Source organism: Legionella cincinnatiensis (assembly GCF_900452415.1).
In the GTDB taxonomy this organism is placed as follows: Bacteria; Pseudomonadota; Gammaproteobacteria; order Legionellales; family Legionellaceae; genus Legionella; species Legionella cincinnatiensis.
On sequence record NZ_UGNX01000001.1, the window covers coordinates 3,277,432 to 3,300,988 of the forward strand.

The window sequence follows — 23,557 nt, forward strand, 5'->3', positions numbered from 1 at the left end:
GAAGCTTTTTACAGAGATTAATTAACAACTTTAAAGTTATAAAGAAAACTATTCTATTTTGAGAGGTTCCTTATAAGCTAAAGAAGCTCCTAGTTGAGAACGACTGGCAATAAAAGCACCAAACAAAGTAATACTGCATCCAATCAAAGAAAGAAGTGAAGGTTGTTCATGTAATAATAAAAATCCCATTAAAGTAGATACAATAGGAAGTGCGTATAAAGTAATTGCCGCTTTGGAAGCAGATAAATATTTCAATGCATATCCCCAGGCTAGATAAGCAAGGGCTGCGGGGAAAATCCCCATGTAAACAACTGCCATGGTAGTCTGAATATTGGCAATCTTAATTTGCCTCAGTAAATCAGGTAGAAAAATAACCAACAATAAAGTCCCACCCCACATTACCCAAGCAATAATCGCAACTGGATGATAAACACGTACAAATTGCTTTTGCACAATTGTTAAAATAGCTCCCATTAAAGCAGAAATTAAAATCGCTAAAACTCCTTGTTTCATTCCTGGAACTGATTGTTCACCAACCATCAACAGCACCAGACCTAATATGCTAATTAAGATGCCATACCAAACACTACGCTTTAGTTTTTCTTGCAAAAAGATAAGCGATAAAACTACGGTCATCACAGGCATAAAACCAATCACAAAGCTGGCTATCCCTGCAGAAACACTAAGCTCACCATAATTTAAACAAATATTATAAATACCTATTCCAGCCATTCCAGCAATAAGCAACTGGATACGATCTTTCCATGCAACTCGTTTTTTTATCCCTAAACCGTAGTAAATAATTAAAAGACAAAGTGATGCAATCATAAATCGCAATAGTGCAAGGGCACCTGGCGAATAATCTGTTAATCCTATTCGTATCCCAATAAATGCCGAAGCCCACAACACAATTGCAATAATAACAACAAAAACCACTTTGAAAGACTGCATTGTTTACATCCGTACAAAATAAATGTACCTATTTTAGCAGAACTTTAGAATAAACGTTGTTACTCTCCTTCTAAAATAACGTTAGTTATGGATAAAGATATAGTTATAACGAGTCTCTATCACGCTCCGTTCGAGCTGAGGAGGCGCACCAGCGCCGTCTCGAAGCCTTGGCATCGGGTTCGAAAGTACCTGCCAAGGCTTCGAGACGGCGCTGGTGCGCCTCCTCAGCCCGAACGGAGCGAAGTAATAACTCGATTTCTTATCCATAATTGACGTTAAAATAACCTACTCAACATCACATTATTTTCAAAATATAATTATTTATTAATCACAATTACATTCTATTAAAGGTATTATTTTTATCTTATTGAGCTACTTATGAACAACCTAGATAATGATAAATAGAGTAATTTCAATTAAGAGATAATTAAATTATGACAGAAAAATTCTCAGAGTGTTTATTCATAACACATTAACAACCCAAAAAGGCATTCCTCTCGCGAGTTAAGGTATTTTTTTGAATCATGGAGACTCATCGTAGTCAATTTGCAAAAAATCTTGGCATTTGCGTTTTTATAAACTACTTTTAAATAAGGGCCTACAGAGGATAATTTGATGGATGACCCTTTTTATTCGCTAAAAACAGCATTAGAATCCGCATTTCATTCCGTGCCAATGAGAAACGGTAAATTTACTTATCCTGAAATCCAGCATTTAAAAGAGGCCTGTACCAATTACAATGTAGAACAAAAAGTAACGTTTATTCATTTGGTAAAAGCAATAGGCGCGGCATTACCTCACTTTGAGAAATTAAGAGTTAATTTCGAAGCTGTAAAAATCTCGATTGATTTAATGGCGGCAACACACCAATTGCCTCGAGTTAATTGGGATAAATTTCTACCTCATTCTAAGGCTTCAGCAAGGTTTCCCTTTAATGTCCTATCTGTTAAGCAGCAAGATGTTGAACTTATTCCCTGGCTAAATACCCAGTCAGGAAAAGTGTTCACTCAATTTGCATCAAGTGAACAAACTCTTGTCTTAATTGCACATAGAGAACATCTTGGCTTTAGTCAAAAATTAAGAGCGCATTTAGAAAAAGATCCAGAGTTTTTATTCCGGCTGATTATGAAATCAGAAAGTGATTTCATTAAAATTGCAAATACACGTCTCATTCTTTACTTAACTGATGAACAGATAGCTAGCGCAATAATTAAGTACTTACCTAATTTGCTACAGGAACATCCAAACACCTTTACGCAAGTAGAACAACTAGTGGATAAAGTCAATGAAATATTATCTAACGGACGCTCTATTTCTACCCTTTTGCGTAATACGGAAGCCAAATCAATTTTGGAGCGTTCTGAATTTTTTCGCATCTATCAAACAGATGAATACAAAAATCGCCAGCAACCACCCCTATCCGCGGCTGAAGAAAATCATTTAAAGCATAAATTATAAGCCCCGCACAGAATCTGGTGTTCTTAATAAAAAGCCTATATCCCGCAAGCAAGCTACAGGATATAGAAAATAAGAGCCAGATGACCTCATTTAATTCAAGCTTGGCTTTCTGCAATACTCGAATTAAAAATAGTGTCTAATCTAATAAACCTAAAGATTTAACGGTATCACGTTCTTGTCTTAACTCATCTAGGGTTTTGTTAAACATGTCACGACCATAATCATTAAAGCTTAAGCCTTCAACAACTTTTAATTGATTTTGCTCACGACGGCAAGGGAATGAAAAAATCAATCCTTCATCAACACCATACTCGCCACGCGAACTACGACACATAGAGAATGACTCCCCTGTTGGAGTATCATTAACTAAATGATTTACACCAGTAATAATAGCATTTGCCGCAGAAGCAGCAGAAGAAGAACCGCGTGCTTTAATTACCGCAGCACCACGCTGTTGTACTGTAGAAACAAAAGTATCCTTCAACCAAGAGTCATCAATGACGTGTGCCGCAGAAACGCCATTGATTTTTGCATTATAAAAATCAGGGTATTGGGTAGAAGAATGGTTACCCCAAATGGTCATTTGAGTCACAGCAGTAATATCTACACCTGCTTTTTTAGCTAATTGAGTACGTGATCTTAATTCATCCAAAGTAGTCATCGCATAAAAACGATCATTGGGTACATCTTTAGCATGATGCATGGCAATCAAGCAGTTTGTATTGCAAGGATTACCTACTACAAACACGCGTACATCATCACTTGCATGATCATTAATTGCCAGGCCTTGTTTGGTAAATATTCCACCATTAATTTGCAATAAATCAGAACGCTCCATTCCTTGTTTACGGGGAACAGAACCCACTAATAAAGCCCAATTTACCCCATCCATCGCTTGATTCATATCCGCAGTACAAACCACTCGCTTTAATAAGGGGAAAGCACAATCATCAAGTTCCATAGCAACCCCTTCCAAAGCAGGAAGAGCAGCTTCAAGTTCAAGTAAATTCAATTCGACTTCTGTATTTGCACCAAACATTTGCCCAGAAGCAATTCGAAACAATAAAGCATAACCAATTTGTCCTGCTGCTCCAGTAACAGCAACTCTTACTCGTTTATTCGCCATGTGATTTCCTTTTTTATTAGGTATAACATCTCAAATTCTTATTCTATTTATAAGAAAAGTAAAATGAATAATTATAATTTTTGTGATAAAGCACGCGATATGATATACTTCGCTCAGTTACAATTTGAAGTTTTTATCTCATCACTAGTGCGAAAAACTTCAAATTGTAACTGAGCGAAGTATACTATTGCATGTTCAAACAAGCCAGCTCAAAAGAATAATGATCCCTTTATCGTTGTACATTCATGTTCCATGGTGCATTCGTAAATGCCCTTACTGTGATTTTAATTCACATAAAAGCCCCGATATCTTGCCGGAACAAAGTTATATTCAAGCACTTATTGCAGACTTAAAAGCTGATTTACAGCATTTTGAAATCCGGGAAATTTGCTCTATTTTTATTGGTGGCGGCACCCCGAGCTTACTTTCTGCGCACGCCTATGAAACTTTATTCACTGAACTCAAATGCCTTTTGCCCTTTGCCCCAGACATAGAGATCACTATGGAAGCTAATCCTGGCACTGTGGAACAACAGCGTTTTATGGACTACCGACAAATAGGCATTAATCGTCTTTCCTTAGGCATTCAAAGCTTTAATCACGAACATTTGCGTGCATTGGGCCGCATTCATGATGGTCAGCAAGCACACCGAGCCATTGAATCAGCACGAAATGCAGGGTTTACCAACCTTAATTTAGACATTATGTACGGCTTACCGCAACAAAGCATGCTCCAAGGTATAGAGGATTTACGTTCTGCGTTAGCCCACCAACCAGAGCATTTATCTTGGTATCAATTAACCTTAGAACCAAACACCCTATTTTATAAAAGAAAACCTACCTTACCCTCAGAAGATGAAACTTATCTCCTGGAAGAAGAAGGATTAGCATTACTCAAAACAGCGGGTTTTGAACGTTATGAAATTTCTGCTTTTGCTCAAACAAATCATCGGTCTCGGCATAATTTAAATTACTGGTTATTTGGTGATTACTTAGGCATAGGTGCAGGAGCTCATGGAAAAATCACCACTAAAAATGGAGTCTTAAGAACACGAAAACACCGTCAACCAAAAGAATATTTAGACCCTCAAAAACCTTTTTTAGCCCACATAGAACCCGTAAATAAAAAGGATCTTCTTTTTGAATTTATGCTCAATACAACACGTCTTGAACAAACCATTCCCTTAGAACTATTTGCGCAAACCACAGGACTAGCACTCACCGATCTACTCCCCCAACTTAAAATAGCTGAGAAGAAAAAATTAATTACTTTGACAGAAACACATTGGCAAATCACTCCTTTAGGACGACGTTATACAAATGATCTGCAAGCATTATACTTGTAGCCTGATAAATAATGGACCTATTTTTAAGGTATAAAGTGAAGCTACTTGCTTGTAAATAAAGATTAATTAATAATTAAAATACTTTCCGAAAAAAGGAGCAAGCAGTGATATTATCAATATTCTTAGTAGTTCTCGGCTATTTAATGGGATCTATTTGCTCTGCAGTTATTATCTGCAAAGCGTGTTCGCTTCCTGATCCACGCACGGAAGGCTCAAAAAATCCTGGCGCGACTAATGTTTTACGACTGGCAGGCAAGCAATATGCCGCATTAGTTATGGCAGCCGATCTTCTTAAAGGTACTATTCCAGTAGTCATCGCTAAAATGTTAAACGCAGATCCAGTAACAGTTAGTTTTACTGCTTTAGCAGCAGTGGTTGGCCATATGTATCCTGTTTTTTTTGAATTTAAAGGTGGAAAAGGAGTTGCAACTGCAATAGGTGCGTTATTAGGTCTGCATTTTCTTGTCGGCATTATGGTTGCTGCAACTTGGCTATTAGTAGCTAAATTCTCTCGTTACTCTTCATTAGCCTCGATAACATCTATTGGGTTATCCCCTTTCTATTCACTCTTACTCATTCAACAATTGGATATTTTCCTACCCATTTTCGCTATAGCTTTACTCATCCTTTATAAGCACAAAGATAACATTACTCGTTTAATGGATGGAACAGAATCTAAAATCAAGCTAAGGCAAAATGTTATTGAAGAAATCATGGAAGAAGAACATAAACCGGTACATCACCATAGAAAACAACAAACAATCTCTCCCCAAGAAACAGAAATTGAAATAGAAACTGTGACAATCACAGAAACCATAATCGAAAAACCTACAGCAACTAAAATAGAAAAAACGACCACAACAACTAAAGCAAAGAATAAGCCGGCAGACACCTCCGAAAAGAAAACAAGAGCACCAAAAAAATCTGCTCCATCAAAACCTAAAATAAATGATCAAAAAGAAGAATAATTATAAGCAAAGGGTAAGAAATTTTGACATCATGCCAATGGCCATCTTGCCCTAACTTCTATTCCAGAATTCGAGTCCCTTTCTCCTCTTAACATCCGTAAGCATCCTGCATAAGCAATCATTGCTCCATTATCGGTACAGTATTCCAAAGCAGGAAAATAAATTGTTCCACCAATACTTTCAATCCATTCCTGTAAGCCTGTGCGTAATGACTTATTCGCTCCGACACCACCTGCAACCACTAATTGTCTGTACGAAGACTGTTGAAGTGCTCTTTTACATTTAATCATTAACGTATCGACAACAGCTTGTTGAAATGCTTTAGCAATCTCCAAGCGTGCGCGCTCATCTTTTGTACTTTGATTCCACGTATTTAATGCATATGTTTTTAAGCCACTGAAACTAAAATCAAGTCCAGGTCTGTCTGTCATAGGCCGTGGAAAACGATAAGGAGTTGATTCACACTGATCTGCAAGTGCTGCCAATACTGGCCCCCCTGGATAAGGAATTCCCATAAGTTTGGCAGTTTTGTCAAAAGCCTCACCTACAGCATCGTCCATAGTATCCCCAAGTAACCGATATGCCCCTAAATCTTTGACTTCAATTAATTGACAATGGCCGCCTGATACTAAAAGAGCAATAAAAGGAAATTCAAGAGAGGGCGTTTCCATTTTTGCAGCCAATACGTGCGCTTCCAAATGATGAATACCTAATGCGGGAATCTGTAAAGCATAGGCTAAACTTTTTGCAAAACAAGAGCCCACCAGTAATGCACCAATTAAACCTGGGCCTGCTGTATAAGCAATCCCATCTAAAGAGTTTTTATCAAGTCCAGCCTGTTGAAGAACTTCATCAATCAAGGGAATCAAGTAATTGATATGATCACGTGAAGCAAGTTCAGGTACCACTCCTCCATACACTCGATGAGTTTCAATTTGTGAATGCAGCGCATGTGCTAACAAACCGGTATTTGAATCATATATAGCTACACCAGTTTCATCACAAGAAGACTCAATGCCTAAAACGAACATAAAAAAACCTAATCCAAAGATGAAGATTCAATCAAACTTATCATTGTAACACATTAATTCGGTAAGAAGGTTTCTATCTCTTATTGAAGATTAAAAAATGATCTTTGTGATAATATAGATACCTTAGATAGATTAAGCGTTAATAAATTTATCGATTTAAAACTTGACGAGTGCCTCAACTAGCACTAGAATTGCCCACCTAATAAGTCAAATAACCAGAGGACCAGTTTAATGCCTACCGTTCGCGTCAAAGAAGGCGAAAACCCAGAATACGCATTGCGCCGATTTAAGCGCTCTTGTGAAAAGGCCGGTATTTTAACCGAATTACGCCGTCGTGAATTTTATGAAAAACCAACTGCTGAGCGCAAACGCAAACAAGCAGCTGCAGTAAAACGTCATTTAAAGAAAATTTCTCGTGACGCATCTGCGAGACAACAAGGTTCAAAACGCCGACGTAAATAGGATTTTTCTCTGTCCTGTATTTTTACTAGGGTCACATATACTGCGCATGGTCACAAATAAATTGACTAAGGTGTTGTATCGGATGTGGCCTTTTTCTTTTTTAAGGAATTAAAAATGACTATTAAAGAACGCCTCAATAATGACATTAAAGATGCTATGCGTGCCAAAGAGAAAGAATTACTCACTACATTACGTTTAATTACTGCTGCGGTGAAACAAGTTGAAGTTGATGAGCGCATTGAAGTGGACGACGAACGCATGTTGGTGATTTTGGATAAAATGAGTAAACAACGTAAAGAATCCATAGCGCAATATGAAAAAGCAAATCGCAATGATTTAGTAGCACAAGAACAATTTGAACTGAATATCTTAAAGAACTATTTGCCTGAACCATTATCTGCTGCAAAAATCGAAAAGATGATTGATGATGCCGTTGCAGAAACAGGTGCCACAAAAATGGCAGACATGGGTAAAGTCATGGCTTTGTTAAAACCAAATTTACAAGGACGTGCTGATATGGCACAAGTTAGCATATTAATTAAGGCTAAATTAAGTTAAGGAGCACCATGTCTGGCTTAATCCCTCAGCCATTCATTGATGATCTCCTACAACGCACGGATTTGGTTGAACTTATTGACAGTTATGTTCCCTTAAAAAAAAGAGGGAACAGTCATGTTGCTTGTTGTCCTTTTCATAATGAAAAATCCCCCTCTTTTAATGTCGTTGCCAAAAAGCAGTTTTATCATTGTTTCGGTTGTGGCGCGTCAGGAAATGCCATTAGTTTTGTAATGAATTACTTCAATCAGGGATTTGTTGATGCCATTGAAACTCTTGCTACACGTATTGGCTTAACTATCCCTCGAGAAAAACAAACTGAAAAAGAGAATACATCTCGTGATCTTTATAAACTTTTAGCAGCAGTAAGTCTTTATTATCGAAAAAAATTAAAGCATGAAGGACAATCTGCCATTAATTATTTACGCGATCGGGGATTAAGTGGAGAAATAGCTAAACTTTATCAATTGGGTTTTGCACCCGAAGGATGGCATCACTTGGAAAAAGCATTTCCTCGCAATCAACGTGAACTGATTGCAACAGGCATGCTCATTAAAAATGAAGATGGAAAAATTTATGATCGCTATCGTAATCGAATTATGTTCCCTATTCATGATCGGCATGGACGTATTATTGGTTTTGGCGGACGCGTCTTAGACTCAGAACAAAAACCCAAATATCTGAACTCCCCAGAAACTGTAATTTTTCAAAAAAGTAGAGAGTTATATGGATTGCATCAAGTTTTAAGCCAACAAAAATCCATAGATTATATCATTATTGTTGAAGGCTATATGGATGTCATAGCCCTAGCGCAGCATGAAATTACAAACGTAGTAGCCACATTAGGTACAGCCACGAGCACCTATCATATTCAGTTACTGACCAAACATACTAAGTCTTTGATTTTTTGCTTCGATGGAGATAATGCAGGAAAACAAGCTGCGTGGCGTGGGCTAGAAAGCAGCTTACCTCATTTAAATCTAGGTTTGGACGTCAGTTTTATGTTTTTACCTGATGGCCACGATCCCGATAGTCTTGTCAGAGAAGAGGGGAAAGAAAATTTCTTAAATCGAATAAAACAAGCTACTCCCCTAAATCGCCTCTTCTTTGACAGTTTAGTAAAAGATCTGAATTTACTCAGACCTGCAGGAAAAACTCAACTAATTAATCTAGCCAAGCCTTTTTTACAAAAGATGAGCGAAGGATCATACAAGCAAATCCTCATAGAAGATCTTGCACGCTTAACCCATATTGAACCTCATAGACTTAATCAACTCATTACCGATCAATCTAAAAATACTCCTCAAGAACCGATGATGACAATTACACGCACCCCCATGCGTGTTGCCGTAGCTCTTTTATTACAGCATCCAGAAATTTATGCACAAAGCATGTCGCAAATGAATCTTGAACTTTTAGATGCTCAGGAACATGAAATACTGCTTCAACTCTTAAGCCAATTAGCCCTAAACCCAAAAGCAAATACCGCAACATTGATTGAAGCGTGGCGAAATCATTCCTATTTTGATTTTATCAATAAATTAGCAGCATGGGATCATCAAGTACCTGAACTAGAGCTTGTCAAAGAATTTATTGATATCATGTTCTTTTTACAAAAACAAAACCGAGAATTGAGCATACGCCAGCTCATTAATAAATCACGCCAGCATGGTTTAAACGAAGCAGAAAAAATGAAATTACAAGAAATGTTAAAAGAAAGACATAATTGATTGAGCCAATTCTGTACTTAGTTAATTACAAAAAATTAAGAAAACCCCAAAAAAGCAATGAAAAATTACTGGTATGTTGCTGCTACCCAGTTTATAATTATAAGATTTTGTAATCCTAAAAAAACAATCAAAACTTAATCAATAGCTTAATGCTAAGGGTTGAGTTGTTTTTTTAGGATTTTTTCCAATTGTCCCTAGAGAAGTGTCTATGACCATAAATGATCAAGAACAGCAAAGCTCACAGATAACCAAAGTCATTAGCCTAGGAAAAGAACAGGGTTATTTGACGTACAGTCAAATCAATGACTTACTGCCGAATATAGTCGACACGGAACATTTTGATGTCATTATTAGCATGCTAGAAGGCATGAATATCAAAGTGTTTGAGCTACCACCAGGTGATGATGAACTAGCGCTTCTGCTCAATACTGAAGAAGTGCCTGATATTGAAGAAGCGGCAATGGTACTCGCGTCTGTGGACAAGGAAACAGGCCGCACTACAGATCCTGTACGCATGTACATGCGTGAAATGGGCACCGTAGAATTATTGACCCGTGAGGGTGAGATCCGTATTGCTAAACGCATTGAAGAAGGTATTTATCAAGTACTGAAGTCTTTAGCTCACTATCCAGAAACAGTACAACTTGTTCTTGATGATTATGAACGCTTCAATGCCCAAGAAATTCGTCTTAATGAAATTATTAGCGGCTTTGCTGATGTTGAAGATGAAATAGCTCCTGCTTCGAGCATTGGCTCCATGCTTGACGAAGATCAACAGCAAGAAGCAGAAATTCTTTTATCTGACGATGAAGATGAAGATGGTGAAGGGGGCATCAGTGAAGTTGACGATGGCCCTAACCCTGAACAAGCGAAAGTTTACTTTGATGATTTACGTGAAACTTATGAAGCAGCACTGGTTGCATTAAAGGAACATGGCAGAACTCATGCGAAAACCATTAAAGCATTAGAGATAATGTCGGAGTCATTCTTAAAGCTTAAACTCACTTCAAGACAAGTAGATCGCTTAACCCGCCACTTCCGACAATTACGTAATCACATCAGAGAGCATGAACGTGGTATTATGCGCCTTTGCATTGAAAAAGCGCGCATTCCAAGGAAATTATTTATAGATACTTTCCCTGGTCAAGAAACTGATCTTGAGTGGTTGAGCACAATTATTGCGAAATACGGCAAAAAACTTGATATGAATCGTATTCAGGATAATACTGAAGAAATTTTACGCATCCAATCTCGATTAGTTGCGTTCGAAGTAGAATATGGCTTATCCATTTCTGAAATTAAAGAAATTAACCGTAAAATGTCTATTGGCGAAGCGAAAGCACGCCGTGCCAAAAAAGAAATGGTTGAGGCAAATTTACGCCTAGTAATTTCCATAGCAAAAAAATACACCAACCGAGGCTTACAATTCCTTGATTTAATTCAAGAAGGAAATATAGGCTTAATGAAAGCCGTAGATAAATTTGAGTACCGCCGTGGCTATAAATTTTCTACATATGCTACTTGGTGGATTAGGCAAGCAATTACTCGATCCATAGCTGATCAAGCACGGACTATTCGTATACCAGTTCATATGATTGAGACCATTAACAAGCTCAATCGCATTTCTCGACAAATTCTTCAAGAGACAGGACGTGAAGCAACCCCAGAAGAACTTGCCGAAAAAATGGAGTTAAGCGAAGACAAGATTCGTAAAGTCTTAAAAATCGCTAAAGAACCGATTTCCATGGAAACTCCGGTTGGCGATGATGATGACTCGCATTTAGGTGATTTTATTGAGGACAACAACATTGAATCTCCTATCGATATGGCTACTGCCGAAGGACTACGCGAAGCGACTCTGGAAATTTTGGAAACACTGACACCACGTGAAGCTAAAGTCCTTCGGATGCGTTTTGGTATTGAAATGAATACTGACCATACCCTGGAAGAAGTAGGAAAACAATTTGACGTAACTCGTGAGCGCATTCGTCAAATTGAAGCCAAAGCGTTACGTAAACTACGCCACCCATCCCGATCAGAAAAACTAAGAAGTTTCCTCGAAGGCGATGAAGGTTAAGTTCATAAATGAGGATAAAGAGCACCTTAAATCTCTTATCCTCATTTTTTAAATAAGATAAGGCTAAAAAAAATAAAAAAAACTAGCACATTAAGTAAATTAAGTTTAAAATGACTCCCTCTTCGGGCCCATAGCTCAGTTGGTTAGAGCAGCGGACTCATAATCCGTTGGTCCTAGGTTCAAGTCCTAGTGGGCCCACCAATTTAAGCCAGTAAAATCAATAAGTTACAATTGACTATCCCAACCCCTCAAAAACCATTGTGGGGATTTTGTGGGGCACAATCGACACAGACTCATAAACTAATCACCTTACGGTTTTGAGATGTATCTTTTTCTTTCCTATTATTTGGATTACGCAGCAATGGGTTTTGTCGCAGAAATTCCAGATTTTGTTAGAGTTTCCAAATTTTTGGTTCTGTCGCGAAAAATTATGGAACATGCTAATCTCGCCAATTTTCTCAGAGCAGGCTAATGATCAGTTTCAAATGGAAGCATTTCAAAAAAGACCTTATCTTGATGTTGGTGCGGTGGTACTTGGCTTACTCATTAAGCTACCGTGATATTGAAGAATTAGCGTTAGAACGCGGTTTGAAAATTGATCACTCTACTGTTCATCGTTGGGTGGTTGAATATTCGCCTCAGCTGGAAAGTGCTTTCCGCCAACGTCATAAGCGTCAAGTTGGTGGTTCTTGGAGGGTGGATGAGACCTACGTTAAAGTTAAAGGTGTTTGGTTGTATTTATACCGAGCCGTAGACAAACAAGGCAATACGGTTGATTTCATGTTTACACAAAAACGTGATGAGCAAGCCGCCAGATCATTTTTTGTTAAGGCCATCGGTTCAAACGGTATTCCAGAAAAAGTAACTATGGATAAAGGTGGTGCAAACAAAGCCGGCATAGACACCATCAATATTCAGTTGGTTTTATTGTTTATTTTTGGTGGCGTCCCTATTCAAATAATGGTTAGACAAGTCAAATATCTCAACAATATCGTTGAGCAGGATCACCGCTTTGTTAAAAAAATAACTAAACCTATGAAAGGCTTTAAAGTATTCCACTCAGCCGAAGCAACCTTGACCGGAATAGAATTACACCACATGCTTCGTAAAGGCCAACATAAACAGTCACACACTGAGACTATTTTTGAACAGTTCTATGGGCTCGCTGCATAGTTGCGCCCAGAATAAATTTGCTCTATGCACATTAATATTTTCGCAACAGAACCCCTGCGCTTTAATTGTTTCCCAATCTGGTTTTTGTTCCGCTGTAGTAACATAGCCTGTACCTTCAACAAATAAAGCAAATTGAGCATTAGTTACATCTGTTTTATCCATCCAAAATCCATTTACATGCACTTTATGCGCAGGTTGCTCGTTTCGGTTTGCCATGGAACTATTACTACCCATTATAAAGTCGCCACCAGGAATCCATGCCATATCTGAAGGCTTTAGCAATTGACGATAGCCCGCCAAAAATAATAATAAAAAGAAGCTAAAAAAAAAGAATTTCACACAATATTTTTTAAATATATCCATCTCATAAATCCCTTTAATGCATTACTTAATCATTTTACTCGCATTATAATAAAATTCTAATTTATTAGAATCTCTGCTCAATTCTCTCAAAAGCTCAGGCCTAATCTGCATAATCAAACTCTAAATTCCTGCCTAAACTTTAATTCTTTAGATTTAATATATAATTATAAAAAATAGGGTAATAGCACCGTCCAAGGAATATGAATGAAATCAAAAATACGGGACTTTCTTTCTAAGTTACGAGCGAGTTATTGGTATATTCCTTTGCTGATGTGCGTCATTGCTTTCCTACTTTCTGTTTTAACTTTACGGTTAGATCATATATTTGTTTGGCAATGGTTAGAAAAATGGGGTTGGTTTCATGCCAGTAATCCCGAAGGAGCTCGCAGTATTTTATCCACAATCGCCACGTCTATGATTACCGTAGCCGGGGTTACCTTCTCTATGACTATTGTAGCCGTTGCTTTTGCTGGCAGTCAGGTTGGCCCAAGACTCACTTCAAATTTTATGAGGGATAGAGCAAATCAAATCACATTGGGTACGTTCATTGCTACGTTTTTATTTTGCCTATTCATTTTATTAGCACTGTTTAATGCGAATAAAGAAGGTATCACACAGATTAATGGGCAGGTTTTTATTCCTCAAATATCTTTGCTGATGGCTATCATCTTCACTATAAGCAGCTTGGTTGTTTTGATTAGCTTTATCCATCACATCCCTGAAAGTATTAATATGTCTAATGTGATAGCCCGAGTCGGAGAGGATTTAAATAATCAAATCAGCTGTCAATTTCCTATAAATATAGGCAAAGAACACACTCAAAAATCAATAGACTTGTCTTTGCTAAGGAAAACGCTTGTAAAGTCCACTACCCAGGGCTACATTCGTATCTTGGAGGGAAATTCACTAATTGATATTGCTACAAAGAATGATTTGATTATTCAATTAGAAGTAAGGCCTGGAACTTATATTACTGAAGACACCACTCTACTTACTATTTTTTCATCTCAAAAAGTGGATGAGCATATGCAGAAACAATGTACTGATGTGTTTGCATTAGGCCACAAGCGCAATCAAGAGCAGGACATCCTTTTTCTGGTAGATGAAATGGTGGAAATCATTGCTCGTGCTTTATCACCGGGGATTAATGATCCTTTCACAGCTATGACCTGTTTGGATTGGCTGCAATCAAGCATACAAAAATTATCAAAAACGGATGAGCCTTCGGCCTATAGAGCAGATATTGAGAATAAATTACGATTAATAACTAAACCAATTTCCTTTCAGGAGTTTTGTGACCTAATATTTAGTAGAGTGCAACCTTATGTTTGTAAAGACAGGAATGCAACCTTTCATATGATGGAAATGATTATTTCCATACATAAAAACATCACTAATGACTTATATAAATCTATTTTAACCACTCATGCACTATCCCTCAAAGAGGCTGCAAATGAAAGTCTTCCTCTAAAAGAGGATCGTAAAAAACTTTTAAGCTTATATGAGCATTATTTTATTAAGGAAAAAGACTAGTTTATTTCGTCTGCTTCCTAGCTATTTGTTTCAAATACATTATACCCCATATAACTCCTATTATAGCCGCAGTAAGAGATCCCAACAGTACTCCTAATTTCGCGGCATTTAAAAAATTCATATCATGAAAAGCTAACATGGCAATAAACATTGACATGGTAAATCCAATTCCTGCAAGAAGACCTACCAACCAAATACCACCCCATGTCACGCCCTCTGGTAAATGACACCATTTTAACTTAACACAAATCCAGCTAATTCCAACGATACCTATAGGTTTTCCACAAACTAGCGCTACGGCAATACCAGCTGTAATAGATAGCTCTGGAACAGAATAAGTGCCTTCACTGAGATTTATACCTGCATTTGCTAGTGCAAATAATGGCATGACGATATATGCAATCCATGGGTGTAATGCTTGCTGAACTCGAACTACCGGAGGTAATAATTCTCTTTTAGCCACTTGAAGCCTCTGAAGTAGATGCCTTTGCCTCTGTCCTTCTTCTGATTTAATATCTCGTCCTGTAAGCTCGTTGGTAATACGTGATAATAAATCTAAAGGACGCTCAGACATGGATTTGGATCTCACAGGAGTCATTAGACCAAGAATTACTCCTGCTAAGGTAGGATGCGCCCCACTCATAAAAATTCCAAACCAAATAAGGCTCCCTGGAATAAGATAGCTCCATGCTGAACCAATGCCAATACACTGAAAACCCAACACCAATAGAATACCGATTCCCGCTGTTAGAAATCCCCAATAATTGAGACCTTCCGAATAGAATAAAGCAATAATGAGTACCGCAATAATATCGTCAATAATAGCTAAAGAGAGCAAAAATACTCGAACCTCCCCAGGAATAGAGCGGCCTAATAATGCCAATATTCCCACTGCAAACGCAATATCAGTTGCAGTAGGGACAGCCCATCCATTTTGCTGTATTGGTGCAAAATTAAAAGCTAGAAAGATTATTGCCGGGATGATGACCCCACCCAAGGCCGCAATAACAGGTAATATTGCTTGCTTGATTTTACTTAACGAACCCTCATGCATCTCACTACGAATTTCCATACCCACAATGAGAAAGAAAAAGGTCATCAGAATATCGTTGATCCAAAAATGAAGTGACTTAGAAAATTGAAGCTGACCTAAGCTAATAGAAAAAGAGGTATGCCATATAGTTGCATAGATATCAGCCCACGGGGAATTAGCCCATATTAATGCTATTGTGGCTGAAATAAGCAAGATAATGCCACTCACTGCCTCAATATGAAGGAACTGTTCAATTGACGCAAAAGCTCGAGCAGCCAAGATTTGAGTTCGTGGCAAACTACGCTGCTTATGATGAGAATTTATACTCATAACAATGGGCATCCTTCGTTGAAAAATATTAAATAAAAATATAATAATCGAAACGTGGTGTTATAACAAAACTGGGTTGGACTGATTTAGTTATATAGCACGCAAGCTAGTTAGTCTTTAAATAATTGTGGCAATCAGCTTAAATGGTTAACAACCACTGATTTAGTTGATTAATAACCGCATCAATCTTTCCTGGTATACCAAGTAACTGAGTTCGAGAAGTACCTAAAGCACGTAAATGCCCAGCCCAAAGAAATTGCATCCTCTCTAATTCATCAGCCTGAAATTGAACTGGAATGGAAAATGCGGTTCCTCTCTTTTGAAATGTATGGGCAATGTTATCTTTTAAGCGATCTTTATCAAGCAGCCCATCTTCTCGGCAAAGTAATAAAAGATCATGATAATCTTTCATACGGCTGTTAGCTGCGCCACGAGAAATGAGGGTTTCCAGTTTTTCGGCAAAAATAGTTTCCACTGGATATACTTCCAGCGAAATGGAATCGTTAAACAAGGGTATTTCTTTGTAGCTAAAAGATGGCCAATCCAGTAATATTGGCTCAACCACATCCCCCACACCAATGTCTACAAAAAATTTATCACTCATTACCCCAAATTGAACGGCAATCCCTACTTGAAACCCAGGATAATTCATATGTTGGTGATCTAAATCATCGAGATGGATGAATTGCATCTGAAACCCATCATCCAGATTGAGTAAACAGATTTCTTGCATGATTAATTCTACATTGGATTTTTCTGCATTTAGCCGTCTAGCTAATAGATCAATATCGATGGTTTCTCTGCCGATAGTCAGGTAGTAGGATAATAGCAAACCGCCTTTAAAGATGAATTTATCAGTATATTCAGAACAAGAAAGTCTAGCTAAAAATCGCTCTAAAACTAATAGCTTCCAGATTTCATTAAAACTCTTGCCTTTTTCTTTACCAATATGTTTTAAGCGTGCTTTTAATGCTTGTTCATTCATGTTGTCACCGTCAAAATATAAGGCTCAAGATTAAGTCCAAATTGCCTCGTATACTGCTGAAGATTTTTAATATCCAATTTTTTTGTCGCTCTACCACTCACAGCAGCTTTAAGCGCTTTAATGGCAATTTCTTTACTGAGATAGCGAAAAGCGTCTATTATCGTTCTTTCTCTGTCAAAGATGACAACAGTTTCCCGCCCTATTTTGTACATGGTTTTGCCGGTTTCCATATCACGCATTCTAACAATACGAGTATGATCTCGTTTTGGTGCCGTTGTAGAATGAGGAACGGCTATCCAATGCTCTCTTGGCATTTCATCCGTCAGTTCATAGAGAGCCAACGCTGAGACTAGGCAGACTACGCCTTGCGGAATACTTTTGGCAATAATAATAAGATCTTCCCATTGAAAATCCGCATCAATAGTGGATTCAACGCCTCGATAAACACCGTGACCAATGCGTTCAATCCTATTAGTTTTTACATAATAGCTGAGTCGGCTGGGATGGATGCCTGCTTCACGTGCCTCTGCGGCGTAAAAGACTGGTCTTGCAAACAGATCTTTCAATGTCATTTCATTATTTAGTTTCATACTTATAATTTTAATATTGAAACCCAGTAAAGTCAAATGGGTTTCAATATTGAAATAACTTTGTAAAAACCCATTGTGGGTAATTTGCGTATTTGAGTACGACTCTGTTATACTTCGTACGACAATTGTAGTGGATTCCTGCGATTAAAATTATAATAAAATCAATTAGTTATTTTTGCATTGACGGGCTCATAATCCGTTGGTCCTAGGTTCAAGTCCTAGTGGGCCCACCAATAAAATCAAGTAGTTACGGTAGTTTTCAGAAAGTTCGAAAAAGTCATGTAGACGCGATGTAGACATAAAAAGGAACTTAAGGTTGAGATCTAAAAATTTTTGTTCCCATTCAATAAAACCTTAAATTTTACGTGTCGAATTTGTGTCGAAGTTTGGAATCCAATACGACTCTATCAGCTCAATGTTAAAGTAATATTCAAATCAAAATTTTCCTATGGTATGCGAATTACTTGGTTATATCGTGACTTGAGACTAGTTTAAATAATTATGAACGATATCTTCTTGTACTTACTCCAAAATTAAAATTCTTTATTCGTTCTTCTGATACTCCTTTCTGAAGAAATATTTTTCTAAACTGATTTTCTGAATACACACTATCACAACAAGGACCAAAGGTTATTCCTGCCAAATCATCCAAAGAAAAATTTAAGATTTGATAAATTGGTTTTGATTGAGAATCAATTAGAAATAGATCCGGAGGTGGTGAAGGTAAATAAATCTTTAGGATCGGATTGAATATTCTAATAGAAAAAGCCCTCCATTCCCATTCATCTTGATAATCATTTACTTTAAAAAAAGGCATAAGCACTATGAGTTGAGTAACTAACTCTAGTTGGAGCAGTTTTTGATTTTCTGGTGAATAAATCAAAAATATGCTTAAAATTTTATTAATGATATCTCTTTGAAGAGTATCGTATATGACAGGACCAGTAGTAATTATTTCTGGGAATGTTGTTTCGCTAAATACCTTTTTCTTGAATTTCATTGCTACACCCTTGCCATTTTCAGCATAATACCGCCAGCCAGGCATATAATCTTCCCTCTCCAAAAACGAAGTTATCAGACAATGGTAGTTTTCCGCAATTTGCTTTTCCAAAAAGTTAAGGACGTTGTCTCGCACATCTCCATTTAAATTCGACCTCATACAACCTTGAATCAAATCCATTGAATAACCAATTTCACTGGGATCATTCATATACCTATGATGACTCATCCAAAGGCATTCTGATTTAAGAATACCTAACCCAGCTTCCAAGGAGCAATAATGAAATACATGCTCGCACTCCCTATTAAGTAAATTAAGAGAATCTAAATATTTCCTTATTTTGTGGTCAAAGTCTTCTATTAAATTATTATTCATATATTTCTCTAAAATCATGATAAAGCAATCTATGTGATCGGCCTAATCTAACATTAGTCCTTCCTTGTATTACTGCAATCTAAAAAGCATAATTTGTGATTAACTAATATTTTTAATTGATCATTTAGTGACTTATTTTTATCAATAATATTTTCTATAAAAGCATTTGCTATCGTTCCCATTTTTCCTCTATTTTTTTGGATTTCAAGTGGAATTTCCCCTATTTCAACCCGTGGGTTGATATATTCAACGGACAAACGAATGAACATTCCAACAAAATTATTTATCAAGCGCTCATCTTCTGCATCGTCGATTAAGGAATAATTATCTGAAATCAACTTAAAAATCATTTGAATATTGTCAATTGCTTTTTCAAAGTAATAATTGCTTAAATCAAGAGTAGCAGTTGACTCTGCATCGATTTTGAGCTGAGTTTCTGGAAGTTGAGAAAACTTGTCGGGTACAAAATATGTTTTATGTTGTTCTATTAAACCGTTGGAGTTATCAATATAAGTTTTTGTACAAAGAAGTAAAAAAGATAATGGCCCATAAAGATTATTAATTTTACGTTCTAATAGTGCTATTTTTTGATTTCTTTTATTTATATGGTTAGTGCTCCAAGCCGTTACCATAGCACCACCTAGAGCCCCAGTTAACAATCCTATTAAAATATCCATGATTAACTCAATTAATCCTTAGGTTATATTTTATATAGCATAGATATTTGAATGAAGTTGAAATAAGAAAGCATAGTTAACAAACGTAGTTGCTATGATTTTTTTATATTTGTTGATTACCCAGTCCTAATTATGAAGACAAGTACCATATATGGAGCCATTGCTCTTATAACAAATTGAACCCGGACCACAATCTGTATCAAACGAACAAGTGTCACCTGTGGTACCGTTTGGATCTGTTGGTGAGTATACTGGCTGTTGATCATTACTATTTCCTGGGCTTAGACCACCTGCACAAACTCCATAGATATTACCAGAGGATTTAACACAGTTACTTCCAGGATTACAATCAGTATCAAATTGACAAGCAAAGGATTTGCTTGAGAATACAGTTACCAATACTACAAATAATAATATTTTATTTTGATTTTTCATAAAATATTAACTCCCAGAGTATAACTTAGACCTTATACATTTTTATTTGATTATAGCTTATGGTATTTACTCCGCTTGCAAACAACTGAAAAAAGCCACTTACCCCAACAAAAAGACCAATGGGGGACAACTCGATTGATTATTTCGGAATTTATTTAGAATGTGTCGGATATTTAGAATATAAATCAATCAAGTCTGATTCCAATCGATTCTTATATGCAAGTTTAATTTTTGTACTAAAATAAAAAGAAGTAATTATAACAAGGTAAGAAAATGAAATTTCATTTTCGCATATCTGTTCTATTAACTTTATTAATTTTTGTTACCAATACATTTCCACTCACTGCCGAAGAATTATTACGTCAATGTACAATTAATCCAAATGGATATTGCTTAGGTTATATAACAGGACTGTATGATGGATGGACTACAAGCAATATTCAAGAAATACTGAAAGAGCAAAGCTGCCCTCCCTCTGACAGTTCAGGTTTAAAATTAGCTGTATCAAATGTGCAAATGGTTTGGGTTTTTATGAAATGGGCAACAGATCATCCAGAAAGTCTTTATTTACAGGACTGGCAATCTGTAAGTGAGGCATTTGCTAAAGCATGGCCATGCCCAAATTAAACTAATATATATATATTCTCCTATATCTAAAATGCGTATTTATTGTGACTTTGCAGCAGAGGATCTACCCATTGAAAACTGATTTATTGCAGACTAATAGATAATGCAAGGGACAAATGGGACTTATGGGAATCCTTTTCCTGCATTAGGCTCTAGCTGCCCCACATTTAAAGTAATGAAGCGGGACAGAAGGGACAATTGAGGTTAAATACTTTGACCATCTAATAAAGGCAAAGCAATCAGAATAGATCCTCTGGATTGCGCTTAGGACTAAAAGTAAAACTGGGTATTGGGGTTGACTCTTTCTTCATTGGAGACTTTTCAACTAACTGTTTAGCTCGATGTTCAAGTAAATCATTTCGAGAATACCCTGGTTTTTGACCCTTCAAGTATTTCAACACATACAACCGGAACGTATTGTAAGTTGCAGTGAAGCTTCTCTCATCCCTAAGAGTTTCCCATATGATGGTAATCGACCATCCTTTTTCCAAGGCTTCGGAAATATCTTCGCGTAACGCAAGAAACTCCACTTTATTTTTCCTGGAGTTCGTTTTTTGTTGAACTTGTTTAGAAGTCGTTAAGTTTTCTGTTAAGGATTTTTTCATGATCTACTCTCTGTAAAATGGCTAATCAATCCTTTGAGTTTTATCGTTTATTTCTATTTATTTACGACTTTTTTCGGTCACTGGCAAAGCCCTTTTGGTAACTTTCGGTAGTTTATTATTTATTTCTGTTTATTCTTGATTATCTTCGTTACTAATCGTTATATAACGAATAATTACCAAAATACGGTTCCAAAATAAATTTCAAAATGCAGGGCAAGATAGGTGAAGTTAGCTAACCAGTGAGCTGGTTGCCAAACTTCACGAGTCTTATTCGCACCTTCGGGGCTCAACGTAAAAATCGATGATATAGGCAATTTTATTCACCTCCCCAAATTTTACCGGTAAAAACATACAATCTTGGTGTGCCAACTCCTTTGATTCGTGGCTTATGTGATGCTTTACCATCAGGGGCGGGTTTCAGCCAGCCAGCTTGTAATAAAACCCTTGTCACGGTGCGTTGATCAAAGCCTTTGCACAGCTCATTTTTGTACGTCTCGGTTAACACCATATAGATTCGAAACCCTTCGCTATCTGTATGATAAAATCCTGCTCGGTTGAGAATCTTGTCATTGTTGGGTGAGTTGGCGCTATCAAATCGGCTGGCTCCATGAGATTCAAAGAAAGCGCGTACTTGCGCCATAATGGCGCGATCTTCGCGATGGCCATCAACCCCAAAAGCATCCTGCCATGCAATAAAGCAGGTCTTTGCAGAATGGAACGATTCCCCTTTTTGCCATCCTGTCAGACCAAATTGACTGGCCAGTTCTCCAGCAGCTGCAACTAATGCAAAGCGTCTAGCAACACGGATTATTTGGCCTGTTGCATCAGGTTGAATCACTGCATCAACAAAGGTTTGAATGGTGTCGGTAATATATCGGCTGATTGTTTGTCGATTGACGACTACTTGATTCAGCCACGTCATACCGATTGCGCCATGATATCGGTTGCTGTATTTCTTTAGCGCTAAAGCCATACTGGCTGGGCTTAGTTGATCATGAATCGTTTCAAAGATCCCCATCTTGCACCCTGCATCCGCCTCAATATCAGCAAGCCTGATTTCCTGACCTGCGTTAATACGCTGTCCTGTTTTTGCCATCAGAGCCGTCAAAGATTCTTCTCCAGCAGATAAGAAGAATAAAGACCATCGGGAAGATTGCCTTACTGTACCTGTCCGAGAAGCACGTGTTTTTCCCTGACCATTAGCTAGCAAATAAGCGGCCTCCCCTGCTTCCCTGGGATCCATTTGACTGAGTTCATCAAGAATCAGCAATCCATCATTGTGTAATGACGCCAAGCCTTCAAGCCCATTAGTGGTGCTGCGCCATAAACGGCAATAAGATTGTGGGTTTCCCCAAACAGAGGCAGCGAGACTCAATGCAGTGCTTTTGCCTGATGAGGATGCGCCTCTGAAATGAAAACCACCTGAGTCCTCACCAACAATCTTTGACAGAACCGGAGCAAGGGCTACAGATATGGCAAACACCAATCTTGAGTTGCCTGATGCCAGCCGACCTATTGAGTCTCGCCATTCTTCAACGCTTCCCTTGATGGACACTGCTGATTCAATGGCATTGGTATTCTGGAATACAATCTTCTCAGTTGATTGTCCAATACACTGGGAAGCAGTAACAAAAACATCGCCATGCCAACCCAGTTTATCAACACATCGAGCACGCGCGTCTACCGGAAAGACCTGTAAATACGAGGTCAATAAATCACGTGCAGTTCTATTGGGAGAAATACTCAACCCCAATCTTGCCAGCTCTCGCCTCACATCGGAGGCATCTCCTTGCAACAAAGCCAGTGGCATCGCCCACTGATGAGTTATTCCATCATCATCCTGCCATTCCAGCAAACGACCCCATTCACCACTTTGAGCATCTCGGGTCTTTGCAACAACATACAATGGCGCGCATATCCACCGAGGTGGCAATGGATTACCATCCTTATCAATACCGATAAAAGTTAACCCCTCAGCAGTTAATCGAAAACGACCACCCGCATAGTCGCAAAAAACTGGACGCAGCTTTAGTGTATTGGGTAATTCAATAACATGATTTTGTGACATACTTTATTCTCCAAACAACAGTCAAACCATAGCAATGAAGCAAATTCATTCTGACGAATT

The 23,557-nt window shown here is 37.6% G+C and carries 22 protein-coding genes and 1 tRNA gene; 11 read left to right on the forward strand and 12 right to left on the reverse strand.

Annotation, left to right across the window (positions count from 1 at the left end; translation table 11 throughout):
- Positions 1–48 precede the first annotated feature (48 nt).
- The gene (locus DYH34_RS14625) at positions 49–951 is read right to left on the reverse strand and encodes a DMT family transporter (protein ID WP_058464801.1); all 903 of its coding nucleotides are present in this window, start codon (positions 949–951) and stop codon (positions 49–51) included.
- Positions 952–1,566: 615 nt separating this feature from the next.
- Here DYH34_RS14625 and DYH34_RS14630 point away from each other — a divergent pair.
- A complete protein-coding gene (locus DYH34_RS14630; RefSeq protein ID WP_058464422.1) occupies positions 1,567–2,409 on the forward strand; it encodes a hypothetical protein in 843 nt (280 codons plus the stop codon).
- Between the two features lie 136 nt (positions 2,410–2,545).
- On the opposite strand, the gene DYH34_RS14635 is transcribed toward DYH34_RS14630, so the two are convergent.
- Positions 2,546–3,535, reverse strand: coding sequence for a malate dehydrogenase (locus DYH34_RS14635; RefSeq protein ID WP_058464421.1), 990 nt, complete (start codon positions 3,533–3,535; stop codon positions 2,546–2,548).
- A 220-nt stretch (positions 3,536–3,755) separates the two neighbouring features.
- Between DYH34_RS14635 and hemW the strand changes: the two genes are divergently transcribed.
- Both hemW and plsY read left to right on the forward strand, forming a co-directional pair.
- Positions 3,756–4,880, forward strand: a complete 1,125-nt coding sequence (hemW, locus tag DYH34_RS14640; RefSeq protein ID WP_058464420.1) for a radical SAM family heme chaperone HemW — start codon at positions 3,756–3,758, stop codon at positions 4,878–4,880.
- Positions 4,881–4,984: 104 nt separating this feature from the next.
- Positions 4,985–5,848, forward strand: coding sequence for a glycerol-3-phosphate 1-O-acyltransferase PlsY (gene plsY / locus DYH34_RS14645; protein WP_058464419.1), 864 nt, complete (start codon positions 4,985–4,987; stop codon positions 5,846–5,848).
- Positions 5,849–5,877: 29 nt separating this feature from the next.
- Here plsY and tsaD read toward each other — a convergent pair whose 3' ends face one another.
- The gene (tsaD, locus tag DYH34_RS14650) at positions 5,878–6,879 is read right to left on the reverse strand and encodes a tRNA (adenosine(37)-N6)-threonylcarbamoyltransferase complex transferase subunit TsaD (protein ID WP_058464418.1); all 1,002 of its coding nucleotides are present in this window, start codon (positions 6,877–6,879) and stop codon (positions 5,878–5,880) included.
- Between the two features lie 231 nt (positions 6,880–7,110).
- Here tsaD and rpsU point away from each other — a divergent pair, with 231 nt between their 5' ends.
- The 6 genes from rpsU (at position 7,111) to DYH34_RS14680 (ending at position 12,876) form a co-directional block, all read left to right on the forward strand.
- On the forward strand, positions 7,111–7,341 hold the full coding sequence (gene rpsU, locus DYH34_RS14655) for a 30S ribosomal protein S21 (protein ID WP_003634990.1): 231 nt from the start codon (positions 7,111–7,113) through the stop codon (positions 7,339–7,341).
- A gap of 114 nt (positions 7,342–7,455) precedes the next feature.
- The gene (locus tag DYH34_RS14660; protein WP_058464417.1) at positions 7,456–7,899 is read left to right on the forward strand and encodes a GatB/YqeY domain-containing protein; all 444 of its coding nucleotides are present in this window, start codon (positions 7,456–7,458) and stop codon (positions 7,897–7,899) included.
- Positions 7,900–7,907: 8 nt separating this feature from the next.
- Positions 7,908–9,626 carry a DNA primase gene (dnaG, locus tag DYH34_RS14665; protein WP_058464416.1) on the forward strand — a complete coding sequence of 573 codons (1,719 nt, stop codon included), beginning with the start codon at positions 7,908–7,910 and terminating at the stop codon, positions 9,624–9,626.
- Positions 9,627–9,834: 208 nt separating this feature from the next.
- Positions 9,835–11,703 carry an RNA polymerase sigma factor RpoD gene (gene rpoD / locus DYH34_RS14670; protein WP_058464415.1) on the forward strand — a complete coding sequence of 623 codons (1,869 nt, stop codon included), beginning with the start codon at positions 9,835–9,837 and terminating at the stop codon, positions 11,701–11,703.
- 124 nt (positions 11,704–11,827) lie between these two features.
- Positions 11,828–11,904: transfer RNA gene (locus tag DYH34_RS14675), tRNA-Ile, on the forward strand.
- A 270-nt stretch (positions 11,905–12,174) separates the two neighbouring features.
- Positions 12,175–12,876: an IS6 family transposase gene (locus DYH34_RS14680; RefSeq protein ID WP_058464414.1), complete on the forward strand. Its 702-nt coding sequence runs from the start codon at positions 12,175–12,177 to the stop codon at positions 12,874–12,876.
- Here DYH34_RS14680 and DYH34_RS14685 read toward each other — a convergent pair.
- Entirely contained in the window at positions 12,829–13,239 is a 411-nt protein-coding gene (locus tag DYH34_RS14685) for an SUMF1/EgtB/PvdO family nonheme iron enzyme (RefSeq protein ID WP_058464413.1), read from the reverse strand. The genes DYH34_RS14680 and DYH34_RS14685 overlap by 48 nt on opposite strands.
- 204 nt (positions 13,240–13,443) lie before the next feature.
- Here DYH34_RS14685 and DYH34_RS14690 point away from each other — a divergent pair, with 204 nt between their 5' ends.
- A complete protein-coding gene (locus DYH34_RS14690; RefSeq protein ID WP_058464412.1) occupies positions 13,444–14,772 on the forward strand; it encodes a DUF2254 domain-containing protein in 1,329 nt (442 codons plus the stop codon).
- Between the two features lies 1 nt (position 14,773).
- Here DYH34_RS14690 and nhaA read toward each other — a convergent pair whose 3' ends face one another.
- The 6 genes from nhaA to DYH34_RS14720 all read right to left on the reverse strand — a co-directional run bounded on the left by nhaA (position 14,774) and on the right by DYH34_RS14720 (position 20,197).
- Entirely contained in the window at positions 14,774–16,135 is a 1,362-nt protein-coding gene (nhaA, locus tag DYH34_RS14695) for a Na+/H+ antiporter NhaA (RefSeq protein ID WP_058464411.1), read from the reverse strand.
- Positions 16,136–16,274: 139 nt separating this feature from the next.
- Positions 16,275–17,120, reverse strand: a complete 846-nt coding sequence (locus DYH34_RS14700; protein ID WP_058464410.1) for a nucleotidyl transferase AbiEii/AbiGii toxin family protein — start codon at positions 17,118–17,120, stop codon at positions 16,275–16,277.
- Positions 17,117–17,710, reverse strand: coding sequence for a type IV toxin-antitoxin system AbiEi family antitoxin domain-containing protein (locus DYH34_RS14705; RefSeq protein WP_058464409.1), 594 nt, complete (start codon positions 17,708–17,710; stop codon positions 17,117–17,119). Before DYH34_RS14705 ends, DYH34_RS14700 begins: the two co-directional genes overlap by 4 nt.
- A gap of 499 nt (positions 17,711–18,209) precedes the next feature.
- Positions 18,210–19,085: a DUF2971 domain-containing protein gene (locus DYH34_RS14710; protein ID WP_058464408.1), complete on the reverse strand. Its 876-nt coding sequence runs from the start codon at positions 19,083–19,085 to the stop codon at positions 18,210–18,212.
- Positions 19,086–19,138: 53 nt separating this feature from the next.
- Positions 19,139–19,762, reverse strand: coding sequence for a hypothetical protein (locus DYH34_RS14715; protein ID WP_058464407.1), 624 nt, complete (start codon positions 19,760–19,762; stop codon positions 19,139–19,141).
- Positions 19,763–19,888: 126 nt separating this feature from the next.
- The gene (locus tag DYH34_RS14720; protein ID WP_058464406.1) at positions 19,889–20,197 is read right to left on the reverse strand and encodes a hypothetical protein; all 309 of its coding nucleotides are present in this window, start codon (positions 20,195–20,197) and stop codon (positions 19,889–19,891) included.
- A gap of 273 nt (positions 20,198–20,470) precedes the next feature.
- Here DYH34_RS14720 and DYH34_RS14725 point away from each other — a divergent pair, with 273 nt between their 5' ends.
- Positions 20,471–20,824, forward strand: a complete 354-nt coding sequence (locus DYH34_RS14725) for a Rap1a/Tai family immunity protein (RefSeq protein ID WP_058464405.1) — start codon at positions 20,471–20,473, stop codon at positions 20,822–20,824.
- 239 nt (positions 20,825–21,063) lie between these two features.
- Here the strand turns inward: DYH34_RS14725 and DYH34_RS14730 are convergent, their stop codons facing one another.
- Positions 21,064–21,429, reverse strand: a complete 366-nt coding sequence (locus tag DYH34_RS14730) for a TraK family protein (protein ID WP_058464404.1) — start codon at positions 21,427–21,429, stop codon at positions 21,064–21,066.
- Positions 21,430–21,745: 316 nt separating this feature from the next.
- Entirely contained in the window at positions 21,746–23,497 is a 1,752-nt protein-coding gene (locus DYH34_RS14735; RefSeq protein WP_058464403.1) for a DUF927 domain-containing protein, read from the reverse strand.
- Between the last annotated feature and the right edge of the window lie 60 nt (positions 23,498–23,557).

Coding starts and splice junctions, on each gene's coding strand:
- DYH34_RS14700 (WP_058464410.1), bottom strand. CDS start 17,120: ATGAATGAACAAGCATTAAAAGCACGCTTAAAACATATTGGTAAAGAA.
- DYH34_RS14715 (WP_058464407.1), bottom strand. CDS start 19,762: ATGGATATTTTAATAGGATTGTTAACTGGGGCTCTAGGTGGTGCTATG.
- DYH34_RS14635 (WP_058464421.1), bottom strand. CDS start 3,535: ATGGCGAATAAACGAGTAAGAGTTGCTGTTACTGGAGCAGCAGGACAA.
- DYH34_RS14710 (WP_058464408.1), bottom strand. CDS start 19,085: ATGAATAATAATTTAATAGAAGACTTTGACCACAAAATAAGGAAATAT.
- DYH34_RS14625 (WP_058464801.1), bottom strand. CDS start 951: ATGCAGTCTTTCAAAGTGGTTTTTGTTGTTATTATTGCAATTGTGTTG.
- dnaG (WP_058464416.1), top strand. CDS start 7,908: ATGTCTGGCTTAATCCCTCAGCCATTCATTGATGATCTCCTACAACGC.
- DYH34_RS14680 (WP_058464414.1), top strand. CDS start 12,175: ATGATCAGTTTCAAATGGAAGCATTTCAAAAAAGACCTTATCTTGATG.
- rpsU (WP_003634990.1), top strand. CDS start 7,111: ATGCCTACCGTTCGCGTCAAAGAAGGCGAAAACCCAGAATACGCATTG.
- nhaA (WP_058464411.1), bottom strand. CDS start 16,135: ATGAGTATAAATTCTCATCATAAGCAGCGTAGTTTGCCACGAACTCAA.
- rpoD (WP_058464415.1), top strand. CDS start 9,835: ATGACCATAAATGATCAAGAACAGCAAAGCTCACAGATAACCAAAGTC.
- DYH34_RS14720 (WP_058464406.1), bottom strand. CDS start 20,197: ATGAAAAATCAAAATAAAATATTATTATTTGTAGTATTGGTAACTGTA.
- DYH34_RS14735 (WP_058464403.1), bottom strand. CDS start 23,497: ATGTCACAAAATCATGTTATTGAATTACCCAATACACTAAAGCTGCGT.
- tsaD (WP_058464418.1), bottom strand. CDS start 6,879: ATGTTCGTTTTAGGCATTGAGTCTTCTTGTGATGAAACTGGTGTAGCT.
- DYH34_RS14705 (WP_058464409.1), bottom strand. CDS start 17,710: ATGAAACTAAATAATGAAATGACATTGAAAGATCTGTTTGCAAGACCA.
- DYH34_RS14685 (WP_058464413.1), bottom strand. CDS start 13,239: ATGGATATATTTAAAAAATATTGTGTGAAATTCTTTTTTTTTAGCTTC.
- DYH34_RS14730 (WP_058464404.1), bottom strand. CDS start 21,429: ATGAAAAAATCCTTAACAGAAAACTTAACGACTTCTAAACAAGTTCAA.
- DYH34_RS14690 (WP_058464412.1), top strand. CDS start 13,444: ATGAAATCAAAAATACGGGACTTTCTTTCTAAGTTACGAGCGAGTTAT.
- DYH34_RS14660 (WP_058464417.1), top strand. CDS start 7,456: ATGACTATTAAAGAACGCCTCAATAATGACATTAAAGATGCTATGCGT.
- DYH34_RS14630 (WP_058464422.1), top strand. CDS start 1,567: ATGGATGACCCTTTTTATTCGCTAAAAACAGCATTAGAATCCGCATTT.
- DYH34_RS14725 (WP_058464405.1), top strand. CDS start 20,471: ATGAAATTTCATTTTCGCATATCTGTTCTATTAACTTTATTAATTTTT.
- hemW (WP_058464420.1), top strand. CDS start 3,756: ATGATCCCTTTATCGTTGTACATTCATGTTCCATGGTGCATTCGTAAA.